This is a genomic window from Micromonospora sp. NBRC 110037 (assembly GCF_001652995.1).
GTDB classification, from domain to species: domain Bacteria; phylum Actinomycetota; class Actinomycetes; order Mycobacteriales; family Micromonosporaceae; genus Micromonospora; species Micromonospora chalcea.
Map to the genome: position 1 here is coordinate 1,860,075 of NZ_BBVA01000002.1, position 24,167 is coordinate 1,884,241.

The 24,167-nt window shown below is 72.4% G+C and carries 22 protein-coding genes; 13 read left to right on the forward strand and 9 right to left on the reverse strand.

Annotated elements, in window-relative coordinates:
* Nucleotides 1-60: 60 nt before the first annotated feature.
* Nucleotides 61-1,842 (reverse strand): proteasome ATPase, encoded by a 1,782-nt coding sequence (gene arc, locus A4R25_RS07525; protein ID WP_043324384.1) that lies wholly within the window; start codon nt 1,840-1,842, stop codon nt 61-63.
* Between the two features lie 177 nt (nt 1,843-2,019).
* On the opposite strand from arc, the gene A4R25_RS07530 reads away from it, so the two are divergent.
* Nucleotides 2,020-2,313, forward strand: coding sequence for a ferredoxin (locus A4R25_RS07530; protein WP_043324386.1), 294 nt, complete (start codon nt 2,020-2,022; stop codon nt 2,311-2,313).
* Nucleotides 2,314-2,374: 61 nt separating this feature from the next.
* Here the strand turns inward: A4R25_RS07530 and A4R25_RS07535 are convergent, their stop codons facing one another.
* The 3 genes from A4R25_RS07535 to A4R25_RS07545 all read right to left on the reverse strand — a co-directional run bounded on the left by A4R25_RS07535 (nt 2,375) and on the right by A4R25_RS07545 (nt 5,122).
* The gene (locus A4R25_RS07535; protein WP_043330176.1) at nt 2,375-2,947 is read right to left on the reverse strand and encodes a hypothetical protein; all 573 of its coding nucleotides are present in this window, start codon (nt 2,945-2,947) and stop codon (nt 2,375-2,377) included.
* A gap of 175 nt (nt 2,948-3,122) precedes the next feature.
* On the reverse strand, nt 3,123-4,067 hold the full coding sequence (locus A4R25_RS07540) for a tRNA (adenine-N1)-methyltransferase (protein ID WP_043324388.1): 945 nt from the start codon (nt 4,065-4,067) through the stop codon (nt 3,123-3,125).
* Nucleotides 4,064-5,122, reverse strand: a complete 1,059-nt coding sequence (locus A4R25_RS07545) for a site-2 protease family protein (protein ID WP_231915491.1) — start codon at nt 5,120-5,122, stop codon at nt 4,064-4,066. Before A4R25_RS07545 ends, A4R25_RS07540 begins: the two co-directional genes overlap by 4 nt.
* A 202-nt stretch (nt 5,123-5,324) precedes the next feature.
* Here A4R25_RS07545 and A4R25_RS07550 point away from each other — a divergent pair, with 202 nt between their 5' ends.
* The 4 genes from A4R25_RS07550 to A4R25_RS07565 all read left to right on the forward strand — a co-directional run bounded on the left by A4R25_RS07550 (nt 5,325) and on the right by A4R25_RS07565 (nt 11,104).
* On the forward strand, nt 5,325-6,239 hold the full coding sequence (locus tag A4R25_RS07550; protein WP_043324392.1) for a PD-(D/E)XK nuclease family protein: 915 nt from the start codon (nt 5,325-5,327) through the stop codon (nt 6,237-6,239).
* Between the two features lie 606 nt (nt 6,240-6,845).
* A complete protein-coding gene (locus tag A4R25_RS07555) occupies nt 6,846-7,529 on the forward strand; it encodes a response regulator transcription factor (RefSeq protein WP_064446104.1) in 684 nt (227 codons plus the stop codon).
* Nucleotides 7,530-7,790: 261 nt separating this feature from the next.
* Nucleotides 7,791-8,555, forward strand: a complete 765-nt coding sequence (locus A4R25_RS07560) for an ABC transporter ATP-binding protein (protein ID WP_043324396.1) — start codon at nt 7,791-7,793, stop codon at nt 8,553-8,555.
* A complete protein-coding gene (locus A4R25_RS07565) occupies nt 8,555-11,104 on the forward strand; it encodes an ABC transporter permease (protein WP_064446105.1) in 2,550 nt (849 codons plus the stop codon). Before A4R25_RS07560 ends, A4R25_RS07565 begins: the two co-directional genes overlap by 1 nt.
* Before the next feature lie 52 nt (nt 11,105-11,156).
* On the opposite strand, the gene A4R25_RS07570 is transcribed toward A4R25_RS07565, so the two are convergent.
* Nucleotides 11,157-11,795: an HAD family phosphatase gene (locus A4R25_RS07570; protein WP_064446106.1), complete on the reverse strand. Its 639-nt coding sequence runs from the start codon at nt 11,793-11,795 to the stop codon at nt 11,157-11,159.
* 115 nt (nt 11,796-11,910) lie between these two features.
* A complete protein-coding gene (locus A4R25_RS07575; protein ID WP_064446507.1) occupies nt 11,911-12,651 on the reverse strand; it encodes a neutral zinc metallopeptidase in 741 nt (246 codons plus the stop codon).
* 165 nt (nt 12,652-12,816) lie between these two features.
* On the opposite strand from A4R25_RS07575, the gene A4R25_RS07580 reads away from it, so the two are divergent.
* Nucleotides 12,817-13,182: a hypothetical protein gene (locus A4R25_RS07580; RefSeq protein WP_064446107.1), complete on the forward strand. Its 366-nt coding sequence runs from the start codon at nt 12,817-12,819 to the stop codon at nt 13,180-13,182.
* 9 nt (nt 13,183-13,191) lie between these two features.
* Here the strand turns inward: A4R25_RS07580 and A4R25_RS07585 are convergent, their stop codons facing one another.
* Nucleotides 13,192-13,371, reverse strand: a complete 180-nt coding sequence (locus A4R25_RS07585) for a hypothetical protein (protein ID WP_030504114.1) — start codon at nt 13,369-13,371, stop codon at nt 13,192-13,194.
* 256 nt (nt 13,372-13,627) lie between these two features.
* Here A4R25_RS07585 and A4R25_RS07590 point away from each other — a divergent pair, with 256 nt between their 5' ends.
* From A4R25_RS07590 to A4R25_RS07610, 5 genes are all read left to right on the forward strand, one after another.
* Nucleotides 13,628-13,963 (forward strand): YnfA family protein, encoded by a 336-nt coding sequence (locus A4R25_RS07590; protein WP_064446108.1) that lies wholly within the window; start codon nt 13,628-13,630, stop codon nt 13,961-13,963.
* A 72-nt stretch (nt 13,964-14,035) separates the two neighbouring features.
* Entirely contained in the window at nt 14,036-15,037 is a 1,002-nt protein-coding gene (locus A4R25_RS07595) for an RNA polymerase subunit sigma-70 (RefSeq protein WP_373887992.1), read from the forward strand.
* 5 nt (nt 15,038-15,042) lie between these two features.
* Nucleotides 15,043-15,732, forward strand: a complete 690-nt coding sequence (locus tag A4R25_RS07600; RefSeq protein WP_231915449.1) for a DUF6069 family protein — start codon at nt 15,043-15,045, stop codon at nt 15,730-15,732.
* Between the two features lie 161 nt (nt 15,733-15,893).
* Nucleotides 15,894-16,295: a hypothetical protein gene (locus A4R25_RS07605; protein ID WP_064446111.1), complete on the forward strand. Its 402-nt coding sequence runs from the start codon at nt 15,894-15,896 to the stop codon at nt 16,293-16,295.
* 71 nt (nt 16,296-16,366) lie between these two features.
* Nucleotides 16,367-16,768: a hypothetical protein gene (locus A4R25_RS07610; protein ID WP_064446112.1), complete on the forward strand. Its 402-nt coding sequence runs from the start codon at nt 16,367-16,369 to the stop codon at nt 16,766-16,768.
* Between the two features lie 141 nt (nt 16,769-16,909).
* Here A4R25_RS07610 and metH read toward each other — a convergent pair whose 3' ends face one another.
* Nucleotides 16,910-20,425: a methionine synthase gene (gene metH, locus A4R25_RS07615; RefSeq protein WP_197494854.1), complete on the reverse strand. Its 3,516-nt coding sequence runs from the start codon at nt 20,423-20,425 to the stop codon at nt 16,910-16,912.
* 240 nt (nt 20,426-20,665) lie between these two features.
* Here metH and A4R25_RS07620 point away from each other — a divergent pair, with 240 nt between their 5' ends.
* Together A4R25_RS07620 and A4R25_RS07625 are read left to right on the forward strand one after the other, a co-directional pair.
* Entirely contained in the window at nt 20,666-21,535 is an 870-nt protein-coding gene (locus A4R25_RS07620; RefSeq protein WP_013286081.1) for a PAC2 family protein, read from the forward strand.
* A 115-nt stretch (nt 21,536-21,650) separates the two neighbouring features.
* The gene (locus tag A4R25_RS07625; RefSeq protein ID WP_064446114.1) at nt 21,651-22,442 is read left to right on the forward strand and encodes a GntR family transcriptional regulator; all 792 of its coding nucleotides are present in this window, start codon (nt 21,651-21,653) and stop codon (nt 22,440-22,442) included.
* A 427-nt stretch (nt 22,443-22,869) separates the two neighbouring features.
* Here A4R25_RS07625 and mshC read toward each other — a convergent pair whose 3' ends face one another.
* The gene (gene mshC / locus A4R25_RS07630; protein WP_043324419.1) at nt 22,870-24,108 is read right to left on the reverse strand and encodes a cysteine--1-D-myo-inosityl 2-amino-2-deoxy-alpha-D-glucopyranoside ligase; all 1,239 of its coding nucleotides are present in this window, start codon (nt 24,106-24,108) and stop codon (nt 22,870-22,872) included.
* Nucleotides 24,109-24,167 lie beyond the last annotated feature (59 nt).

The following is a 24,167-nucleotide window of genomic DNA, read 5'->3' on the forward strand; positions in this document are numbered from 1 at the left end:
CCCTGCGTACGCGCGAAGGCCCGTGGCGGGTGCGCCACGGGCCTTCGTCGCAGGGTCGGACTACAGGTACTGGCCGGTGTTGCTGGCGGTCTCGATGGACCGTCCGGCCTCGGCGCCCTTGCCGCCGGAGACGAGCGTGCGGATGTAGACGATCCGCTCGCCCTTCTTGCCGGAGATGCGGGCCCAGTCGTCGGGGTTGGTGGTGTTGGGCAGGTCCTCGTTCTCCCGGAACTCGTCGACGCAGGCGTCGAGCAGGTGCTGCAGGCGCAGCCCCTTGCGGCCGGAGGTGAGGAACTCCTTGATGGCCATCTTCTTGCCCCGGTCGACGATGTTCTGGATCATCGCGCCGGAGTTGAAGTCCTTGAAGTAGAGGACTTCCTTGTCGCCGTTGGCGTAGGTGACCTCGAGGAAGCGGTTCTCCTCGGTCTCGGAGTACATCCGCAGGACCACCGCGTCGATCATCGCCGCGACGGTGGCCTGGGCGTCGCCGCCGTGTTCGGCCAGGTCGTCGGCGTGCAGCGGCAGGCCGGCGAGGATGTACTTGGAGAAGATGTCCTTCGCCGCCTCGGCGTCCGGCCGCTCGATCTTGATCTTCACGTCGAGCCGGCCGGGACGCAGGATCGCCGGGTCGATCATGTCTTCCCGGTTGGAGGCGCCGATGACGATGACGTTCTCCAGGCCCTCCACGCCGTCGATCTCGCTGAGCAGCTGCGGGACGATGGTGTTCTCCACGTCCGAGGAGACGCCGGAGCCGCGGGTGCGGAACACGGAGTCCATCTCGTCGAAGAACACGATCACCGGAGTGCCCTCACCGGCCTTCTCCCGTGCCCGCTGGAAGATCAGCCGGATGTGCCGCTCGGTCTCGCCGACGTACTTGTTGAGCAGCTCCGGGCCCTTGATGTTGAGGAAGAAGCTGGTGTGCCGCTCCTTGCCCTCCCGCTCGGCGATCTTCTTGGCCAGCGAGTTGGCCACCGCCTTGGCGATCAGCGTCTTACCGCAGCCGGGCGGACCGTAGAGCAGGATGCCCTTCGGCGGCCGGAGCTGGTGCTCACGGAACAGGTCGGAGTGCAGGAAGGGCAGCTCCACCGCGTCGCGGATCTGCTCGATCTGCGCCTGGAGGCCACCGATGTCCTCGTAGTTGACGTCGGGCACCTCCTCCAGGACCAGTTCCTCGACCTCGCTCTTCGGGATCCGCTCGTAGGCGTACGCCGAGCGGGGCTCGATCATGAGCGAGTCGCCGGCCCGGATCGCGCTGCCGATCAGGGTCTCGGCGAGGTGCACGATCCGCTCCTCGTCGGAGTGCGACACCACGAGCGCCCGGTCACCCGGCGCGCCGTCCGGGCCCGCCAGGATCTCCTTGAGCATCACGACCTCGCCGACCCGCTCGAAACCGAACGCGTCGACGATGTTGAGCGCGTCGTTGAGCAGGACCTCCTGGCCACGGCGCAGCTCGTCGGCCTCCAGCGACGGCGAGACCGCCACCCGGAGCTTGCGCCCGCCGGTGAACACGTCCACCGTGCCGTCGTCGTGCTTGGCCAGGAAGACGCCGTAGCCACTCGGTGGCTGGGCGAGCCGGTCGATCTCCTCCTTGAGCGTCACGATCTGCGCGCGAGCCTCCTTGAGGGTGCTCACGAGCCGTTCGTTGTTCTCGGTCAGCCGCGCCAACTGGGCCTGGGTGGCCGCCAGCCGCTCTTCGAGCTGCCGGACGTGTCGAGGGCTTTCGGTCAACTTGCGCCGCACCAGAGCGAGTTCCTCTTGCAGGAACGCGACCTGCGTGGAGAGATCGTGGGCTTCCTTTTCCCACCGTGCGGCGCGCGAGTCCGCGTCGTCGCTGCGTGCCACGTCCCACCTCCCCGGGGGGCTTGAACGTTCTGACCTAACACTAGCCGCTATGAGCCCGATTCGGTCCACAGCAACGCGCTCGTCACCGAAGCTTGATCGCGAAGGGCTGGTCGCGGGGTGGGTACGGGCGTTCGGGTACCGTCGGAGCGTGGGACGGGAGAACATGGGGGGTGCTTCGTGACCGACGTCGCGACCGACCAGTTGCAGGTCTGGGTCGACCAGGACCTCTGCACCGGTGACGGGCTCTGCGTGCAGTACGCGCCGGAGGTCTTCGAGTTCGACGTCGACGGCCTGGCGTACGTCAAGGGCCCCGACGGCGAGCTGCGGCAGGCCCCCGGCGCCCGGGTGGACGTGCCGGAGCACCTGCGCCTCGAGGTGATCGACTCGGCGAAGGAGTGCCCGGGCGAGTGCATCCACGTGGTGCGCGGCAGCGACGGCGTGGAGGTGGCCGGCCCGGAGGCCGACGACTGAGGCCCGGACAGCTGCACGGCGGGCCGGGGACCACACGTCCCCGGCCCGCCGTTCGTCCGCCTCAGAGCAGGGGCCGGCCGACCACCGAGGCGACCAGCCGGGCGAACTCCTCCAGCCGGGCGATCTGCCCCGCCCCGCCGTCGTCGAGGGTCTTGCCGAAACGCAGCGCGTCGTGCCGGGGCGCGCCCGCCACCTCGTCGCTGGGCGGCGCCTCGTCCAGGGAGCTGAGCAGCAGGTACACGTCGATGCTGTCGACCCGTACGGTGCCGTTCTCGGCCCGCATGAGCCGCCGCCGGCAGCCGACCTCGGTGACGGTGGACAGCGGCACCACCCGCAGCGACGAGGTCATCGCGCCGGGCGGCCCCTCCCCCGGTGGCACGTCCTCGCCGTGCCAGAGCACCAGCCGGCTGCCGTCGCAGACGACGACCTCCTGCCACACGCCGTTCACCTCGTTGACGAACCGTTCCAGCGTGAAGCCGAGCACGGAGGCGCCGCGCAGCACGCCGTCGAGCGCCTCCAGCGCGATGTCCGGGTCGCGCAGGTACGCGCGGGCGGCCGACTCCAGGTCGGTGTAGGGCGACCAGTCCGGGAAGACGGCGGGCAGGTCACCGTTGCCGTAACCGGGGTTGCTCACGCCGCCTCCCACCGGGCCGCGCCGCCGTGCTGCCACCGGTCCAGGTCACCGGCACGGGCGCGCCGCCCGACGCGCGCCCCGATCCGCTCGCTCATGCCACCGTCTCCACCCGCTCAGGTGTCGTGCCCACCGGCACACATGATCCGCCCGTACGCGCGCGCCCGCGCGTCGGGGGTCAGGACTCCTGCGGCTCCTGCTCCGCGCGGGCCGCGGCGGCGGCGCGCAGGGCGTCGCGGCGCTGCGCGTACGCCTCGGCGCCCTTGCTGGGCTTTCGGCGGCGCGGCGGCGCGGTGACCCCGGGGGCGAGCTTGCGGGCGGAGACCAGGAACGCGGTGTGGGCGATCATCCGGTGGTCCGGGCGGACCGCCAGCCCTTCGGCGTGCCAGTCGCGCACCAGCGACTCCCAGGCGCGCGGCTCGGTCCAGCCGCCACGCTCGCGCAGCGCCTCGACCAGCTCGGACAGCTGCGGCGTGGTGGCCACGTAGCCGATCAGCACGCCGCCGGGCACCAGCGCCCGCTCGACCATGTCGAGCATCTCCCACGGGGTCAGCATGTCCAGGATGATGCGGTCGAAACCGGTCTCGGCGCAGTCGGCGACGTCGCCGACGTGCAGGTTCCAGGCCGGGTGCGGGCCGTTGAAGAACGCCTCCACGTTGCGGCGGGCGATCTGGGCGAAGTCGTCGCGCAGCTCGAACGAGTGCAGCTCGCCCTCGGTGCCGACGGCCCGCAGCAGCGAGCAGGACAGCGCGCCGGACCCGGCGCCGGCCTCCAGCACCTTGGCGCCGGGGAAGATGTCGCCCATGGCGACGATCTGCGCCGAGTCCTTCGGGTAGATCACCTGGGCTCCGCGCGGCATGGAGAGCACGTAGTCCGACAGCAGCGGCCGCAGCGCCAGGAACGCGGTGCCGCCCCCGGCGGTGGTGACCACGCTGCCGTCGGGCAGGCCGATCAGGGTGTCGTGCTTGAGGATCCCCCGGTGGGTGTGGAACTCCTTGCCGGGCTCCAGCGTCACGGTGTGCATCCGGCCCTTGGGGTCGGTCAGCTGGACCCGGTCGCCCGGCCGGAACGGCCCGCGGTGGACCGGGGGCAACGCCGGGACGGTGGAGATCTCTACGGTCACGTGTTCGTCTTCCGTTTGGGTTCCAGGAGCTGGGCGAGATCCGCGATGTGCAGCACGCCGACCACATCTTCGCCTGCCGTCACGACGTACTGCGCGCCCGGGTGGGTGCGTACGGTCTCCAGGACCCGCTCGCCGTCCGCGCCGACCGGCAGGGCCGGCACCGCGGACAGGTCGCGGGCCACCTCGTCCACCGCGACCCACGGCCTCCGTTCCGGGGGTACGGCGGCGGCGCGCGCCGGGTCGACCACGGCGACGGTACGGCCGGCGGAGTCGACGACGCCCAGCGCCGCGTGCGGGGTGGCCACCTCGTCGCGGCGGCGCTGGGCCTCGGCCAGCGGCGTGCCGGTGGGCACCGGCAGCAGCGGGCGGGCCAGCCGGGCCAGGTCGACCAGGTGCAGGCGCCGGCCGATACGGGCCAGCCGGATGGACTGGCCGGCGCCGCGCCACAGCGTCAGCGCGACGAGCAGCAGCAGCGGCAGGGCCAGCGGGGCCAGCGCCCGGCGCATGGTGAGCACCACGACCAGCGCCAGCGTGCCCAGCGCGACGGCCCGGCCGACCCAGCCGGCCACCTCGGTGCCGCGGTGCCGGTCGCGGGTGAGCGCCCACACCGCGGCGCGCAGCGCCCGCCCGCCGTCCAGCGGCAGACCGGGCAGGCTGTTGAAGATCGCCACCACGACGTTGCTGACCGCGAGCTGGAAGGCGAGCTGGTGGCCGAGAGTGCCGGCGGGCAACGCGAGGGTGGCGGCGACCGCGCCGGCGCCGAGTACGGCGGACACGGCCGGCCCGGCCAGCGAGATCAGCAGCTCGATCCGCGGCGTGGGTGCGTCGCGGTCCATCTCGGTGTACCCGCCGAGCAGTTCCAGCGTGATCCCGCGCACACCGATGCCGTAGCGGCGGGCGGTCAGCGCGTGCCCCAGCTCGTGCAGCAGCACCGAGCCGAGCAGCGAGACCACGAAGCCGAACCCGACCAGGTAGCCGCCGAGCGGGCCGAGGTCGAGCTGGCGGCGGGCCAGCGCCGCGTACAGCACCGTGACGACGACGGTGAGCAGCAGCATCGAGGCGTCGACGCGCAGCGGCACCCCGAGCACCCGGCCGAGGCTGAGCCCCGGCCGGCGGGATCCTCGGCTCCGCTGCTGCACCGGCCCGATGCTACGTGAGCGTGCGCGGCGGGCCGCCGCGGTCACTGAGAGGGAGATCCGATCATGCTCCGGTGCGGCGACGGTGGCGGTGTCACAGGCGTGGCCTAACCTTCCGGGCATGACGGCGGAACCGATGATCGACAGCCACGGCGACCAGACGGCACCGGCGCCGGTCACGGTGCGGGCGTCGCTGTCGCCGTCCCGGGCGGCCGACTTCAAGACCTGCCCGCTGCTCTACCGGTTCCGCAGCATCGACCGGCTGCCCGAGCGGCCGACTGTCGAGCAGGCCCGGGGCACGCTCGTGCACGCCGTGCTGGAGCGGCTGTTCGACCTTCCGGCCGCCGCGCGCACCCCGGAGTCGGCCGGTGATCTGGTCGCGCCGCAGTGGGACCGGCTGGTCACCGAGGAGCCGGAGCTGGCCTCGCTGTTCGCCGACGGCGACACCGCCGGTCCGCAGGAGTTCCTCCGGTCGGCGACGGCGCTGCTGGACGGCTACTTCGCGGTGGAGGACCCACGCCGCTTGGAGCCGGCCGAGCGCGAGGCGCTGATCTCCGCGGTGGTGGACGACGAACTGCTCATCCGGGGTTATCTCGACCGGCTCGACGTGGCGCCCGACGGCGCGCTGCGAGTGGTCGACTACAAGACCGGCGGCGCGCCGCGCGAGGCGTTCGAGGCGCGGGCGCTGTTCCAGCTCAAGTTCTACGCCCTGGTGCTGTGGCGCACCCGGGGCGTGGTGCCGCGGGTGCTGCGCCTGCTCTACCTCAAGGACGCCGAGGTCTGCGACTACGCCCCCGACGCCGACGAGCTGGTGCGCTTCGAGCGCACAGTGGTGGCGCTGTGGCGGGCGATCGAGCAGGCCACCGCCCGGCAGGACTTCCGGCCCCGCCCGAGCCGCCTGTGCGACTGGTGCAGCCACCAGGCGCTGTGCCCGAGCTACGGCGGCACGCCGCCGCCGTTCCCGGTGGCCGCCGCCGCGCCCGACCCGCTGGTGGACGCCCGCTCCCGCCCGGTGGCGCCCGGCGCCGACGAGTAACCTCCGTTCCCGCCCGAGGCGGGCAGAGCGCCGTGGAGGGGACCGACCACACCGCGGTGGCCTGCTCGGTGGTGGTAGAACTGACCGCCCGCCCCCGCCGCCGGCCCTTCCGGTCGGGGATGACCGGGTACGCGCACCACTTCGGCGAGGTGGCGGGGTCGGCGGGGGTGCGATGCAACCACCTCGGCGCAGTGGAGTCGATCATGCGGGCGGGCGTGCACCACCAGCCGGGACGGGTTCGCCGAGCGCGGCGCGCGGCGCTCCCCGGGCCGGGTGAATCCGGCGCCGGATCGCCGTGGGACGAATCGGGTATCGGATCGTCCCACGGACGATCGCGGTGCCGGGCCACCGTGGAGCGCCCGCGAGCCCGGCACACAGACCGCCCACGATCCGCGCGGACCCGGCGCGCAGAGCGCCTGCGATCCCGCGCGGGCCTGAGCGCGCGGAGCCCGGCCAACCTGCGGGATCGGGGCGGCCTGATCGGCGACCGCGCGACCGGTGACCTCTACGGTGGTTACCGCGGCCCGGCTCACGCCGGGCGGATCGCGCGCGTGCCGGCGCCGACGGGTCCCGGCCGGACCGCCGCCCGGACGACGAGGGGGACGCATGACCGACGGGGCCGTGTCCCGGCCGGTGCGGGTTCTGCTCGCCGACGACCAGCCGCTGCTGCGTACCGGATTCCGGATGGTACTGGGCGCGGAGGACGACCTGGACGTGGTGGGTGAGGCCGGCGACGGCGCGGAGGCGGTGGACCTGGCGCGGCGGCTGCTGCCCGACGTGGTGCTGATGGACATCCGGATGCCGCGGATGGACGGGGTGACCGCGACGCGCGCGATCGTGTCCGCGCGGCTACCGGTTCGGGTGCTGGTGCTCACCACGTTCGAGCAGGACGAACACGTCGTCGGGGCGCTGCGGGCCGGCGCCAGCGGGTTCCTGACCAAGGATGTGCCGGCCGAGGACCTGGTCGCGGCGATCCGCACGGTGGCGGCCGGGGACGCGGCGATGTCCCCGCGCATCCTGCGCCGGCTGCTGGACCGCTTCGCCGAGCTGCTGCCCGATCCGGCCGCAGCGCCGGCGCGGGCGCTTGATCCGCTCACCGACCGGGAGCGGGAAGTGCTCACCCACATGGCGCGCGGTCTGTCCAACGCGGAGATCGCCCGGGTGCTGTCGGTCAGCGAGACGACTGTGAAAACCCATGTCGGGCATGTGCTGACGAAGCTACGGTTGCGCGACCGGGTCCAGGCGGTCGTGCTCGCGTACGAGACGGGTCTGGTTCGTCCGGGGCGGTGAGGTGGCCCGGGTCACCTACCGTGACCAGCGGCGGGGCTGATGTGTTGACCATCACGCCGGGTGAGGCTCTAGCGTCGGCGTCGCCTGCCGGTCAGGGGTCACCCTGAGCCCGGATGGGGGTCGACCCTCACCGGAAGATCGGCACGGATTCCACCCCAGGTCGGAGGGCTTTCGGGCTCGCGACCCCGAGGATGGATTCCGCCGCACCGACCAGCGGGGGCGGTGCGGCATTGAGAACGACAGACGGAAGAGGTACATGACGTGACCGCGACGGTAGGCCAAGAGCAGGCCGCGGCCCGGGCGAACGATGTGTGGAAGGTGTACGGCAGCGGCGAGGCGCAGGTCGCCGCGCTACGGGGGGTGAGCGCCGAGTTCGAGCGCGGCCGGTTCACCGCGATCATGGGGCCGTCGGGTTCCGGGAAGTCCACACTGATGCACTGCCTCGCGGGTCTGGACACGGTGACCAAGGGCACCGTGATGATCGGCGACACCACTGTGACCGGTCTCAACGACGCCGGTCTGACGAAGCTGCGCCGGGACAAGGTCGGCTTCATCTTCCAGCAGTTCAACCTGCTGCCGACGCTCACCGCGCAGGAGAACATCCTGCTGCCGCTGTCGATCGCCGGGCGCAAGCCCGACCCGGCCTGGTACGACGTCGTGATCGACACGGTCGGCCTGCGGGAGCGGCTCGGGCACCGCCCGGCGCAGCTCTCCGGTGGCCAGCAGCAGCGCGTGGCGTGCGCCCGGGCGCTCGTGGCCCGCCCCGAGGTGATCTTCGCGGACGAGCCGACCGGCAACCTGGACTCCCGCTCCGGCGCCGAGGTGCTGAAGTTCCTGCGCAACTCGGTACGCGAGCACGGCCAGACCATCGTCATGGTCACGCACGACCCGACCGCCGCCGCGTACGCCGACCGGGTGGTCTTCCTCGCCGACGGGCAGATCGTCTCGGAGTTGATCGAGCCGACCGCCGAGACGGTGCTGGACACGATGAAGAAGCTGGACGCCCCGGTCGAGGTGGGCAACTGATGCTGCGGGCAACGCTCAAGAGCCTGCTGGCGCGCAAGCTGCGCCTGCTGCTGTCCGGGCTGGCGGTGGTGCTCGGCGTCATGTTCGTCTCCGGCGCGTTCGTGCTCACCGACACGCTCGGGCGTTCCTTCGACGCGGTCTTCGCCGACGCGTACGCCGAGGTCGACGTGAGCGTCGAGGCCAAGCCGAAGATCGACGTCTCCACGGCGGAGGGGATGCCGCTGAGCACCCCGATGCCGGCGTCGGTGCTGGACCGGGTCAAGGCGGTGCCCGGCGTCGCCGACGCCGAGGGCGTGGTGGCCGCCGAGGGCGCCCGGATGATCGGCAGCAACGGCAAGGTGGTCACCTCGTTCGGCCCGCCGCAGCTGGGCCAGAACTGGCTCGGTGAGAGCGACCTGCTGGAGCTGCGCGAGGGCCGCGGCCCGCAGGCCGACGACGAGATCGTGATCAACGCCGCGCTGGCCGAGGCGGGCAAGGTCAAGGTCGGCGACCGGGTCGGCGTGCTGACCCTCGCCCCGAAGAAGGAGTTCACGCTCGTCGGCGTGTTCGGCTACAGCGGCGGCCGGGACTCGATCGGTGGCGCGAACGAGGTCTACTTCACGACCCCGGTGGCGCAGCAGCTGATGCTGGGCAAGCCGGACGTGTTCAGCAACATCAGCGTCCAGGCCGCCGACGGCACCACGCCGGCCGCGCTGCGCGACGAGCTGGCCCGCACGCTGGGCGCCGACTACCAGGTCAAGACCGGCGAGCAGCTCGCCGCCGACGCCTCGGCCGGCCTCAAGGAAGGGCTGTCGTTCTTCAACAAGATCCTCCTCGGGTTCGCCGCGGTGGCGCTGCTGGTCGGCACGTTCCTGATCCTCAACACGTTCTCGATCATCGTGGCGCAGCGCACCCGTGAGCTGGCCCTGATGCGCGCGATCGGGGCCAGCGGCAAGCAGGTCATCGGCTCGGTGGTGCTGGAGGCACTCGCGGTCGGCCTGATCGCCTCGGTGCTGGGGCTCGCCGCCGGCATCGGCGTGGGCGCGCTGCTGGCGTACCTGTTCGGTCAGCTCGCCGGGGGTCTCACCCTGGCCGGGCTGGGCGTGCCCGCCTCGGCGGTGATCGGCGCGTTCGCGGTCGGCATGCTCATCACTGTGGTCGCCGCGCTGCTGCCGGCGCTGCGCGCCTCGCGCATCCCGCCGATCGCCGCGATGCAGGACGTGGCCACGCCGGACCGGCCGCTGACCAAGGTCACCATCGGCGGTGCCGTGGTCACCGGCATCGGCGCGGTGCTGCTGTTCCTCGGTCTCGGCGGGCACGCCGGCGACAGCACCCTGGCGACCATCCTCGGCGGCGTGCTGTTCGCGTTCATCGGGGTGGCGCTGCTGACCCCGATCATCAGCCGGCCGGTGGTCTCGCTGCTCGGCGCGATGTTCTCCTGGTCGGTGCCGGGCAAGCTGGGCCGGCTCAACTCGGGCCGCAACCCGCGCCGTACCGCGATCACGGCCGCCGCGCTGATGGTGGGCATCGCCCTGGTCACCGGCGTGACGGTGATCCTGGACTCGGCCAAGGGCAGCATCGGCGCGCTGGCCGAGGACACCATCAAGGCGGAGCTGGTGATCTCCGGGTCCACGTCCGGGCCGCGTCCGGCGAGCTTCGACCCGGCGGTCCTGGAGAAGGCCGCGGCGATCCCGGGCGTGCAGATGGTCGACGGCGAGTACGGCGACATGGCAGTGGTCGGCGGCGAGCGGACCTGGGTGGCCGTGTCGAGCAACGTGGCCGCGCTGCAGCAGATCTTCGGGGCGAAGGCCGCCGCCGGTGACATCAGCAAGCTGGCGCCGGACCAGATGCTGGTCAGCTCGGACACCGCGAAGGCACGCAACCTCAGCGTCGGTTCGACGGTGCCGGTGCAGCTGTCCCGTGGCGACGCCCGCACCTACACGGTCAGCGGCATCTACGAGAGTTCACAGCTGACCAACCCGGTGACGCTGCCGCCGCAGGCAACGGCGGACTTCGCCATCCCGCAGCCGATCCAGGGTTTCCTGCAGCTCGCCCCCGGCACGTCGGTGGACGCGGTGCAGCCGCAGATCGAGCGGCTGCTGGCGGACAGCCCCGAGGTGTCGGTGGCCGACCGGGCCGGGTTCATCGAGCAGCAGACCGGTCAGCTGGACTCCCTGCTCCAGATGATCCAGATCCTGCTGGCGCTGGCCATCGTGATCGCGGTGCTGGGCATCATCAACACGCTCGCGCTGTCGGTGCTGGAACGCACCCGGGAGCTGGGTCTGCTGCGGGCGATCGGCCTGCGTCGCGCCCAGACCATGCGCATGATCACGGTCGAGGCGGTGGTGATCTCGATCTTCGGCGCGCTGCTCGGCGTGGTGGTCGGCACCGGTCTCGGCGCGGCGGTGGTGGAGGCGCTCAAGGACGAGGGCATCACCGACCTGATCCTGCCGTGGGGTCAGATGGTGACGTTCCTGATCCTGGCCGCGATCATCGGCGTGGTCGCGGCGGTGCTGCCGGCGATCCGCGCCGCGCGGATCAACGTCCTGGGCGCCATCGCCCACGACTGACGTGAAAGGAAGGGCCCCTTCTTAACGCCTCGTGCATAAGAAGGGGCCCTTCCTAACGGTTGAGCAGCGCCGCGAGCAGCTCCAGGTCCGCCCCGAGCAGGCTCTCCATCTGGTGTACGCCGTCGGCGGGCGCCAGCGGCACCTCGGCCGGAACGGCCAGCACCGCCGCACCGGCTGCCAGCGCGCTCGCCACTCCGGTCGGTGAGTCCTCGATCGCCACGCACCGCTCGACCGGTACGCCCAGCAGACGCGCGGCGGTCAGGTACGGCTCCGGGTGCGGCTTGGCCGCGTCCACCTCGTCGCCGCAGACCACCGCGTCGAAGCTGTCCCGGCCCAGCGTGTCCAGGGCCACCTCGACCAGGGACCGGCCGCTGGAGGTGACCAGCGCGGTGGGGATGCCGGCGTCGCGTACCGCCCGCAGCAGCGCCAGCGCGCCCGGACGCCACTGCAGCCCGGTGCGGAACAGCTCCAGGATCCGGGCGCTGATCCAGTCGGCGCTTTCCTGCACGTCCCGCTCCGGCTGGCCCAGGTCGTCGTGCACGATCCGCATCGCGTCGGCCATCCCGGTGCCGACGATCGCGCGGCGGGCGTCGTCGGACAGGACACCGCCGTACACGGCGGCCAGTTCCTGCAACGCGACGTCCCACAGTTTCTCGCTGTCGACCAGCGTGCCGTCCATGTCGAAGAGCACGGCGGCGGGGTGCTTGCTGCTCAGCGGGGGCCTCCTTCGATACGGGTACCCCGCCGATCCTGCCAGCCGCGCCGGGCCCGCCCGTCACCGTCCCCGCCCCTGGTGACCCGCGGCATCACCCGAGACCGCACGCGCCCAGCGACTTCTCGTATCCCCGGAAGAACGAATCGCTGCGCTGCTCGGCGGTGCCGTGCGAGCCCTCGGCGAACCACGGCTGGTCGGGGTCGTCGCCGACCGCCAGCAGCCCTTCCCGGAACTCCTCCAGGTCGCCGTCCTCCAGCTCCAGCACCCCGGCGCGCACGCTGTCCCCGAGGTACGCCCCGGCCATGCAGTCGGCCTGCAGCTCCTGCTGGATGGTGAAGTTGTAGCGGATGCCGAGCCGCACCTGCATGCCGTGGGCGTACTCGTGGCCGAGCAGGTAGAACAGGAACGCGTCGCCGATCTGCCGGAACGCCGCCACCGACCAGTTCACGTCGTAGGCGATGAAGTCGCCGGCCGAGCAGTACACGGCGTTGTTGCGCGGCAGGCCCTGCCCGGCACAGGCCACCTCGCCCTCCCGGCTGTAGGGCACCACCCGCCGGATCGGGGTGAACCGCTGACCGGAGGCGCGGAACTGCTGCGCCCAGTAGCGTTCGGCCAGCCGGACCGCGTCCTCGATGTCCTGCTTGAATTCGGCGACGCTGGTGGTGCCGTCCGCCCGGGTGGTCTGCGACTCGGGCTGCCCGCTGCTGCGGGGTGCGGGCTGCTGCGGCTCGCCCTGGTCGACGCCGCCGGCCATGCAGCCGGCCGCGACCAGCGCGGCCACCACCAGCCCGGCGATCGGCCCGCGCCCCTGACGTCCCGCCCTGTCCCCCACCATGACCTCCCGGTTTTCGTACCCGTGTCCCGCAGCAGTACCCCCGGCGGACGCCGGTGATGCTCACCGGCTCACACGCACGGCCGCCGGGAAACGTTCACCAGGCGACGGCGTCCCGGGCGCCCACGCCGGTCGCGCTGGATCGGCCCGGGTACCGTCGCCGGGATGGAGCCGCACCCGTCGTACGCCGGAATTGTCTACTGGCGACGTAGCCTCTGGAACGGCCTGCGGTGCGTGCCGGTGCTGATGACCCTCGACGAGGGCTGGCTGCGGGCCGGCGACCGGCGCGGCGCGGAGGTGTTCGCCGCGCCCGTCGGGCAGGTCGAGGCCCGGGGAACGATCTTCGGCACGATGCTGCTCACCGTCGGCGGCCACCGGTACGCCCTGGTCGGCGTGGGCGCCACCGTCTCACCGTCACCGAGCAGGGAACAACTGCGGCGGCTGGACGAGCTCAGCGCCCGCGCCGAGCCGGTGCCGGACCTCGCGTCCTGGTGGGAGACGCTGGCGCGGGCCGGCGTGACGGTGCGCTGAGCGGCGTGGTCAGTCCAGGCCGCGCATGATGTGCGGCTCGCCGTCGTCGTCGCCGAAGCAGCGGTGCAGCACCTGGGCACGCGCCCACAGGTCCAGGCTGCTCGGCGGTCCGACCGGCCCGGTGCCGGCGGGCACGCTCAGCACGGGAGCCGGGTCCGGCGGGACCTGCGACGTCACCTCGTCGGTCATGTCCGCCCCTTTCGTCGTACCCATGCTCGCCCTCGGGCGTTTCCGCCACGTCAACGCCGACGGCGGGGGCGTGGACGCGCCGCCTGGTCCGGCGTCGGCCCGTACTCCGGTGACGGTAGTCCGCCGGGCCGCCAAGCACAGCCGTATTCCCGACGTCGCCGCAGGTGGCGCTGGTGATCACGCCTGCGGACCGGGCGGGCCGCAGGTGTCGCCGCGCCGGGCGTCGCGACCCTCGCGCCCGGCTACGGTCTGACGCATGACTGTCGTCCGGTCCATCCTGCTGTTCCTGCTCGCCGCGCTCGCCGAGATCGGCGGCGCCTGGCTGGTGTGGCAGGGCTGGCGGGAGAACCGCGGCCTGCTCTGGGTCGCCGCCGGGGTGATCGCGCTCGGCGCCTACGGATTCGTCGCCACGTTCCAGCCGGACCCGAACTTCGGCCGCATCCTCGCCGCCTACGGCGGCGTGTTCGTCGCCGGGTCGCTCGCCTGGGGCATGGTCGTCGACAAGTTCCGGCCCGACCGCTACGACCTCGCCGGCGCGGCCATCTGCCTGGTCGGCGTCGCGATCATCATGTACGCGCCGCGCGCGAGCTGACGGCGCGGTGATGAGTTTCCGCGCCCGTACCCGTCACACCTGCGACAGACCACGACGAGGCGGGAGGATGACGTGATGGGTGCGGAGCCACGGCGGGCGGAGCTGGGCGTACGCGATCTGGGTGAGGTCGACGAGCCGGCGTTCGCCGGGCTGGCGCAGCGGCACCGGCGGGAGCTGCACGTGCACTGCTACCGGATGCTCGGATCGTTCGAGGACGCCGAGGACACCGTCCAGGAGACGTTCCTGCGCGCCTGGCGGCGGCGCGAGACGTTCGCCGGCCGCTCCACGTTCCGGGCCTGGCTGTACCGCATCGCCACGAACGCCTGCCTGGACCTGCTGGCCAAGTGCCGTCCCGAGCCGGCGACCGGCGGCGAGGTGCGGTGGCTGCAGCCCTACCCGGACCGGCTGCTCGACGAGCTGCCCGCGACCGGCGCGGACGAGCCGGAAGCCGTCGCGGTGGCGCGGGAGACGATCGAGCTGGCGTACCTGGTCGCGGTGCAGCACCTCGCGCCACGCCCGCGTGCCGTGCTGATCCTGCGCGACGTGCTCGGCTGGCCCGCCAAGGACGTCGCGGAGCTGCTCGGCGACTCGGTCAACTCGGTGAACAGCGCGTTGCAGCGCGCCCGCGCCGGCATGCGGGAACACCTGCCCGCGCAGCGGCAGGACTGGACCGGCGACGAGGCGGACACCCGCACCCGCGAGCTGGTACGCCGCTTCACCGACGCCGCCGTCGCCAAGGACGTCGCCGCTCTCGCCGCCATGCTGCGCGACGACGTGCGCTGCTCGATGCCCCCCACCCCGGGGCTGCAGATCGGCCGGGACGCGGTGGTCGCCGACTGGGTCGCGGACGGCTTCGAGAGCCTGGGCAGCATGCGGGCCGTGCCCACCGCCGTGAACCGGCAGCCCGCCGTCGCGTTCTACCTGTGGCAGGAGAGCGACGGCGCGTACCTGCCGCTCACCGTCGACGCCCTGCGCGTCACCGGCGGGGCGATCACCGAGATCGTCACGTTCCACGCCGACCAGTTCCCGCGCCTCGGGCTGCCCGGGCGCCTGCCGGCCGACCGTACCCCGTAGTGCCGGTGCGGACGCTCGCGCTGCCCGGCGGCGCGCGCGTCGCGGTGGTCGCGGCCCAGTGGCAGCACGCGTACGGCGTGGTCACACGCGGACGGGTGCAGCTGGAGCTGCGCGACGGCGCGCCCGGGCCGGTCCTGCGCCGCGACGCCGGTTTCTGGCTGCGCGACACCGGAGTACGCGCGCTGCGCAACCCCGGCCGCCGCACCGCGACGGTACGAGTCCTGACCCCCGACTTCTGGAGGAGCGACATGATCAGCAGCACCGGCACCGGCGTGGGCTCTCGCCGTTCGCACGGCTTCCGGCGGCTCGCCGTCACCGGCGTCGTCGCCACACTCGTCGCGATGACTGCAACCACGCTCGGCGCGGCGCTCGCGCGGGCCGCCGGCGTCGACTTCGCGATCCCGGACGGCGGTGACGAGGCCATCCCGCTCGGCGGCTTCACCGTGGTGACCGGATTCTTCTCCCTCGTCGGGGTCGTCATCGCCGCCGTACTGCTGCGGTTCAGCGCGCGTCCCGCGTCGCGGTTCGTGTGGACGGCGGTGGCGCTGACCGCGCTGTCGCTGGCGCCGCCGTTCCTCGTCGGGGCCGCCGCCACGACGAGCGTCACGCTGGTCGCGCTGCACCTGGTCGCGGCCGCGGTGATGATTCCCGCCCTGACGCGAAGCCTGCGCGCACTCCCTCCGGGACGTGCCTGAGAGCTGCCCGGCCGTCCGCGAGGGAGGGCGGCGTGGGCCGGGCCACAGAACATTATCGATTCGCAGGGTTCGATCGAAAACGTGCGGGCACTCCGATATGGACCGAACGCCGGGCGCCGCCAGTCGGCGCCCGGCGCCACGTTCGACCGAGAGGTGACACCATGACCTTCCGCGCCAGGCTCGTCGGAGCCGCACTCGTCGGGACGCTCGCCGCCGGCGCATCGGCACTGGCTGGGGCCTCCGCGGCCAGCGCGCAGGCCGAACCCTGCGTTCAGCGCATCGCCGTGGTGAACAACGCCGCCTTCGTGATGTCCTTCAGTGTTCAGGCGAGCAACGGCCTGGAGACGGCGAACACCGACAACTACCCGATCAACCAGTCGCGGACGATCGATCTGACCACCACCGCGCTGCCGGTCGGCGCCGACGTCCGCCCGGTGGTGGACGCGGTGGCCGGCGCGACGCGGACCCCGAGCAGCTTCGTGTCGTACTGCGAGAACGGGCAGACCGCCACGTACTCGGTGACCGGGACGACGTACGACTACTCGGTCACGCTGATCGGCTGACCGGCACGTCGACGCTTCGGGGCGTCCGCCGTCGCGGCGGGCGCCCCGCGCTCGTGCGCTACGTTGATCGGGTGCCCGTACCCCGGCTGATTCCCATCGCGCACGAGCCCGGCCACCGGACGGACACGATCGGCCGCTACGACGAAGGGCTGTTCCTCGCCTCGGCGTGGGACCACCACGCGTACGTGCACCTCTTCGACCACCACGGGACGTACCGGAGCTCGACCATCACGCGGGTTCCGGATCGAGGCGCGCTGAGCGAGGCACTCGACGGGCTGCTCGCGAGCCTGCCCGGCAGGTCGTACGGCGACATCGCCGTACAACTGTTCCAGACCCGTCAGGACGGCGTCGTGTTCGGTCTGGTCGACGAGTCCGGCGACCGGGCGGGCGACGGCAGCCACGTCGACTGGGTCGAGCTGTATCCGGATCGCCTAGGGTTCCACGAGCCGTGGGACGGCCTCTACGACACGTGACGGCACACCGACCACATGAGTAAGGGCGGCGTTGTTCCGCCGGTTCGAGGCTGCATGGTCACGGTTCGGCACCGTTGGTCCACCTCTAACGGCTGGAGCTTGCCGTAGGCGCTCCACCGGAGGTCAGAGCGCCTACGGCGATCACTTGGCGTTGAAGTAGTTCGCCTCCGGGTGGTGCACCACGATCGCGTCGGTGGCCTGCTCCGGCACCAACTGGAACTCCTCGGACAACTGCACCCCGATCCGCTCCGCGCCCAGCAGCTCCACGATCTTCGCCCGGTCCTCCAGGTCCGGGCAGGCCGGGTAGCCGAACGCGTACCGGCAGCCCCGGTAGTCGGTGCGTAGCAGACCCGCCAGGTCGGCCGGGTCGTCGTCGGCCACGGTGCCGCCGCCGGGCAGCACCAGCTCGGCGCGGATCCGCCGGTGCCAGTACTCCGCGAGGGCCTCGGTGAGCTGCACCGACAGGCCGTGCACCTCCAGGTAGTCGCGGTACTCGTTGCCGGCGAACATCTTCGCCGTGTACTCGCTGATCGGCTGCCCGACGGTGACCAGCTGCAACGCCACCACGTCGAGCTGGTCGCCCTTGGGCCGGAAGAAGTCGGCCAGGCACAGCCGCCGCTCCTGCCGCTGCCGGGGGAAGGAGAACCGGGCCCGCTCGCTGTGCCCGTTCTCGTCCAACACCACCAGGTCGTTGCCCTCGGAGTACGCCGGGAAGTAGCCGTACACCACGGCCGCCTCCAGCACCTGGTCGGAGATCAGGCGGTCCAGCCAGTACCGCAGCCGGGGCCGGCCCTCGGTCTCGACCAGTTCCTCGTACGACGGGCCCTTGCCGCCGCGGGCGCCGCGCAGCCCCCACTGGCCCAGGAACGTGGCCCGCTCGTCCAGCAGCGCCGCGTAGTCGGCCAGCGGCACGCCCTTGACGACGCGGGTGCCGAAGAACGGCGGCTTCGGCACGGCAACGTCCACCGCCACGTCGGAGCGGACCGAGGCGTCGTCCAGTTCGGGCAGGGCCTCGCGCACCTGCGCGCGCTGCCGCTCGCGGCGCTCCCGGCGGGCCGCCAGCGCCGCCTCGCGCTCCGGGTCGACCACCGGCGCGCCGCCGCGCTTGGCCGCCATCACGCGGTCCATCAGGGACAGCCCTTCGAACGCGTCGCGGGCGTAGTGCACCTGACCCGGGTAGATCGAGCGCAGGTCGTCCTCCACGTACGCGCGGGTCAGCGCCGCGCCGCCGAGCAGCACCGGCCAGCGCTCGGCCACGCCGCGGGAGGCCATCTCGGCCAGGTTCTCCTTCATGATGACTGTGCTCTTGACCAGCAGGCCGGACATGCCGATCGCGTCGGCGCGGTGTTCCTCGGCCGCGTCGAGGATCGCGTTGATCGGCTGCTTGATGCCGATGTTGACCACGTCGTAGCCGTTGTTGGACAGGATGATGTCGACCAGGTTCTTGCCGATGTCGTGCACGTCGCCCTTCACCGTGGCGAGCACGATCCGGCCCTTGCCGTCGTCGTCGGTCTTCTCCATGTGCGGCTCCAGGTACGCCACCGCGGTCTTCATCACCTCGGCGGACTGGAGCACGAACGGCAACTGCATCTGGCCGGAGCCGAACAGCTCGCCGACCACCTTCATGCCGTCCAGCAGCAGGTCGTTGATGATGGACAGCGGCGTACGCCCCTGCGCCATCGCCGTGTCCAGATCGGCCTCCAGGCCGTTGCGCTCACCGTCGATGATCCGCCGCTTGAGCCGCTCGTCCAGCGGCAGCGCGGCCAGTTCCTCGGCCCGGGTGGCGCGCGCCGACGCCGCGTCCACGCCCTCGAACGCCTCGATGAACCGCTGCACCGGGTCGTAGCCCTCGCGGCGCCGGTCGTACACCAGGTCGAGCGCCACCTCGCGCTGCTCGTCCGGGATCCGCGACATCGGCAGGATCTTGCTGGCGTGCACGATCGCCGAGGTCAGCCCGGCCTGGGCGCACTCGTGCAGGAACACCGAGTTGAGCACCTGCCGGGCCGCCGGGTTGAGGCCGAACGAGACGTTGGAGATGCCGGCGGTGAAGTTGACGCCCGGATAACGGGCCGCGATCTCCCGGATCGCCTCGATCGTCTCGATGCCGTCGCGGCGGGTCTCCTCCTGCCCGGTGGCGATCGGGAACGTCAGCGCGTCGATGAGGATGTCCTCCCGACGCATCCCCCACCGGCCGGTCAGGTCGTCGATCAGCCGGGAGGCCACCCGTACCTTCCACTCGCGGGTGCGGGCCTGGCCCTCCTCGTCGATGAGCAGCGCCACGACGGCGGCGCCGTGCTCCTTGACCACCGGCATGACCCGCGCGTAGCGGGAGTCGGGGCCGTCGCCGTCCTCGAAGTTGACCGAGTTGACCACGCACCGGCCGCCGAGCATCTCCAGGCCGGCCTCGATCACCGCCGGTTCGGTGGAGTCCAGCACGATCGGCAGCGTCGACGCGGTGGCGAACCGGCCGGCCAGCTCCCGCATGTCCTGCGTGCCGTCGCGGCCCACGTAGTCGACGCAGAGGTCGAGCAGGTGCGAGCCGTCCCGGGCCTGGCTGCGGGCGACCTCCACGCAGGCCTGCCAGTCCCCGGCGAGCATGGACTCGCGGAACGCCTTCGAGCCGTTGGCGTTGGTCCGCTCCCCCACCATCAGGATGCTGGCGTCCTGGGCGAACGGCACGTGGTGGTAGATCGAGGAGACGCCGGCCTCCGGCTTCGGCTCCCGCGCCACCGGCGCCCGCCCGCCGAGGCGCTCCACCAGCACCCGGATGTGCTCCGGGGTGGTGCCGCAGCAGCCGCCGATCAGGCCCACGCCGTAGTCGGTGACGAACCGCTCAAGCGCGTCGGCCAGCTCGTCCGGGCTGAGCGGGAAGTACGCCCCGTCGGCCGTGAGCACCGGCAGGCCCGCGTTCGGCATCACCGAGATCGGGATACGCGAGTGCTGCGCCAGGTAGCGCAGGTGCTCGCCCATCTCCGCCGGGCCGGTCGAGCAGTTGAGCCCGATCAGGTCGACGCCGAGCGGCTCGATCGCCGTCAGCGCCGCGCCGATCTCGCTGCCCAGCAGCATCGTGCCGGTGGTCTCCACCGCCACCTGACAGATGATCGGCACGTCCCGGCCCGCCTCGGCGCGGGCCCGCTTCGACCCGACCACCGCCGCCTTGACCTGGAGCAGGTCCTGGCAGGTCTCGATGATCAGCGCGTCCGCCCCGCCGGCGATCAGACCGGCGGCGTTCTCCTGGTACGCGTCACGCAGCGAGGCGTAGCTCGCGTGCCCGAGCGTGGGCAGCTTGGTGCCCGGACCCATCGAGCCGAGCACGAACCGGGGGTGCTCCGGCGTCGCGTACTCGTCGGCGGCCTCCCGCGCGATCCGCGCGCCCGCCTCGGACAGCTCCCGGATGCGGCCGGGGATGCCGTACTCGGCGAGGTTGGGCAGGTTCGCGCCGAAGGTGTTGGTCTCCACGCAGTCCGCGCCGGCTGCCAGGTAGGCGTCGTGCACGCCGCGGACCACATCCGGCCGGGTCACGTTGAGGATCTCGTTGCAGCCTTCGAGGCCGTCGAAGTCGTCAAGGGTGAGGTCGGCCGCCTGGAGCATCGTCCCCATCGCGCCGTCCGCGATCAGGATCCGATCGGCCAGGAGGTCACGCAACGAAATAGGCACATGGCCCAGGTTAGTGCGCCCGAGTACGGCAGACTCACCCGAACCGGGCCTTCCCACATACTGCCCGGCGGACCGCGTACGCCTTTGCGCCGGTTCGCCCGGGTGGTCGGGCTCGGCGACCGGCGCGGCCGACGGGCCCGCTCCGGCGGCGGCACGTAGGCTGGCGGACGTGAAGGACAACAGGGGTGCGACAGTGCGACGGGGCGACGCCGCGCCCGACGAGCAGGGTGAGGTGACGGCGTGACCGAGTTCGACGGGCTGCCGGTACTGCGCTCGCCGGTCGCCATCGCGGCCTTCGAGGGCTGGAACGACGCCGCCGACGCCTCCACCGCCGCCGTGGAACACCTGGAGCAGGTCTGGCAGGCCCGGGAGGTGACCGAGCTGGACCCGGAGGACTTCTACGACTTCCAGGTGAGCCGCCCGACGATCACCATGGCCGACGGGGAGACCCGGCGCGTCGAGTGGCCCACCACGCGGTTCATGGTGGCCAGCCCGGAGGGCACCGAACGGGACGTGGTGCTGATCCGGGGCATCGAGCCGAGCATGCGCTGGCGGACGTTCTGCGAGCAGGTGCTGGAGATCTGCCACAGCCTGGAGGTCGAGCGGGTGGTGCTGCTCGGCGCGTTGCTCGCAGACGTGCCGTACACCCGGCCGCTGCCGATCAGCGGCAGCGCGTCGGACGCCGACGCCGCCAAGCGCTACCAGCTCACCCCCACCCGGTACGACGGGCCGACCGGCATCGTCGGCGTGCTGCACGACGCCTGCACCCGCGCCGAGGTCGACGCGGTGTCGTTCTGGGTGCACGTGCCGCACTACGCCAACAACCCGCCCTGCCCGAAGGCCACGCTGGCGCTGCTGCACCGGGTCGAGGAGGTACTCGACCTGCCGGTGCCGATGGCCGACCTGGCCGAGGAGGCAGCCGAATGGGAGCAGCGGGTGCGCAGCGCCGCCGAGCAGGACGCGGAACTCGGCGAGTACGTGCGTGAGCTGGAGGAACGGGTCGGCGACGCCGGCATCACCCCGTTGACCGGGGACGAGATCGCCCAGGAGTTCGAGAAGTACCTGCGTCGCCGCGGCGGTTCCGCCGGGCCGACAGCGGGTTCCTGGTAGCCGTTTTCCGTCGAAGCCGGGTCCCCCTGCCGGGGCCCGGCTTCTGCGTGTCCGGGGTGGCGCGGTCACACCCTCTAGGGCATCCTAGGAACCTAGCTGTTCTGAGGAGGCCCGGATGCAGATCAACCCCGGCGCGGCCGAGTTCCCGCACCGGCAGATCGCCGCGCAGCTCAAGGCCCAGGTGCGCCGCGGCGACTGGGGCCCCGGCGAGCGGCTGCCGTCCATCCCGGCCATCGCCGAGATGTTCGGCGTGGCGAAGCAGACCGTGCAGCGCGCCGTCGACCAGCTGCGGGTCGAGGGCATCCTGATCACCAAACCCGGCTCCGGTACGTACGTCCGGGGCACCCGGCGCCGCCTCAACCGCCTGTCCCGGGGCCGGTACGGCGGCTTCCGCGGCTACCACACCGACCTGGCCGCCCGGTACCGCCAGCAACTCGTCTCGGTCGGCCGCTCCCCCGCCCCGGCCGAGGTGGCCGACGCGTTCGGCGTCGCCGACGGCACCGAACTGCTCTGCCGCCGGCACCTGGTACGCACCGACGACTCCCCGGTCGAGGTCGGCGCGTCCTGGTTCCTGCCCGCCGACACCGCCGGCACGTCACTGGAACGCGCCGAGGCGTTCGGCCGCCCGCTCTACCAGGAGGCCGAGGAGGTCACCGGCCGGCGGTACGTCACCGCCACCGACACGATCAGCGCGCGCCAGCCCAGCCGGGAGGAGGCGGAGATCCTCCAGATCCGCCCGGACACGCCGGTGCTGCACCTGCTGCACGTGGCGTACGACGAGCGACGCAAGCCGATCGAGGTCGCGCAGGCGACCTGGCCCGGCCCGATGACCACGCTCACCGAGGAGTACAGGATCCCCGCCCCGGCTCCCGACCAGGACCCCGACCCCGGCCTGGTCCTGGGCTGACCGCTTTGCCCCCGCCCCGGCGATCTTGCACTTTCCGCCCCGGCAGACGGCGCATTTCCGACGCTCCAGGGGCCGCGAGTGCAAGATCGCCGAGGCGTGCCGGCGGGGCCGGCGCACACATGCTCCCGGAACGGCCACGCCCGGGCGGAGCCCCCCGGGTCGGGTCGTGCCGGGTGGAACACCGTGGGTGTCAAACCGCCCTCGAGACACCCGTCACGTTCCACCCGCCCGCCGAGCGACGCGATCTTGCGGTTTCGAACCCCGCAAACTGGGGCGAAACGGCGAGAAGGCCGGCCGCAAGTGCAAGATCGGCGAGGCGAGGCGAGGCGGAAGCGAGGCGAGGCGAGAGCGACGCGAGGACGAGGCGCGGCGCGGGGGCGGGGACGGGTGAGCGAGGGACGGGTGCGCGGGCGGCCGGGCGGAACGGCTACAGGGCGATGCCCAGGAGCGCGTCGACCGTGTCGGTGAACAGCACCGGGGCCTCCGGGTCGTCCGTGACGCCGTTCAACGCTCCGTCGGCCCAACGGTCAGCCGCCGCCAGAGCGCCCGGCGTGTCCAGATCGTCGGCCAGGCGCTCGCGTACCTCGGCCAGCAACGCCGCCCCCGACGGCCCGGCCGGCGCGGCGGCGGCCCGCCGCCAGCGGCCCAGCCGCTCCCGCGCCTCGGTGAGCAGATCCTCGGTCCAGGAGCGGTCGCTGCGGTAGTGGCCGCTCATCAACGCCAGCCGCACCGCCATCGGGTCGACCTTGTCGGCCCGCAGCCGGGACACGAAGACCAGGTTACCCTGGGACTTCGACATCTTCTCGCCGTCCAGGCCGATCATGCCGGCGTGTACGTAGTGGTCGGCGAAAGGCGCCTCGCCGGTGAGCCGCTCGGCGTGCGCGGCGGAGCACTCGTGGTGCGGGAAGATCAGGTCGTTGCCGCCGCCCTGCACGTCGATCCGGTCGCCGAGCAGGTTCAACGCGATGACCGTGCACTCGATGTGCCAGCCGGGACGGCCCGCGCCGAGTTCGCCGCCGGGCCAGGACGGCTCGCCCTCGCGGGCGCCGCGCCACAGCAGCGGGTCGAGCGGGTCGCGCTTGCCGGCGCGCTCCGGGTCGCCGCCGCGCTCGGCGAACAGTTCGAGCATCTCCTCGCGGGACAGGTTCGACTCGTAGCCGAAGCGCGGGGCGGCGGAGATGTCGAAGTAGACGTCGCCGGTGCCGTCGTCGAGCCGGTACGCCGCGCCGTCCTTGAGCAGCACCAGCACCTTCTCGGCGATCTCCGGGATCGACTCGACGGCGCCGACGTAGTGCGCCGGCGGGATCATCCGCAGCGCCTCCATGTCCTCGCGGAACAGCGCGGTCTCCCGCATGGCCAGGACCTTCCAGTCCTCGCCGTCGCGCTCGGCGCGTTCCAGCAGCGGGTCGTCGATGTCGGTGACGTTCTGCACGTACCGCACGTCGAGGCCGGCGTCGCGCCACATCCGCTGCACCAGATCGAACGCGATCATGGTGGCGGCGTGCCCCAGGTGCGTGGCGTCGTACGGGGTGATGCCGCAGACGTACATCGAGGCCGCGCCCTCGGGCCGGCTGGGATGGGCGCCCTGCCGCGCCGAGTCGTACAACCGCAGCGGCACGCCCTCGCCGGGCAGCCGCGGCACCTCGTGTCCCGCCCAAGACTCCATGACGGCCAGCCTAACGATCCGTCAGACGCTCGGGTGCCGCCCTACGGGTGATCAACGCG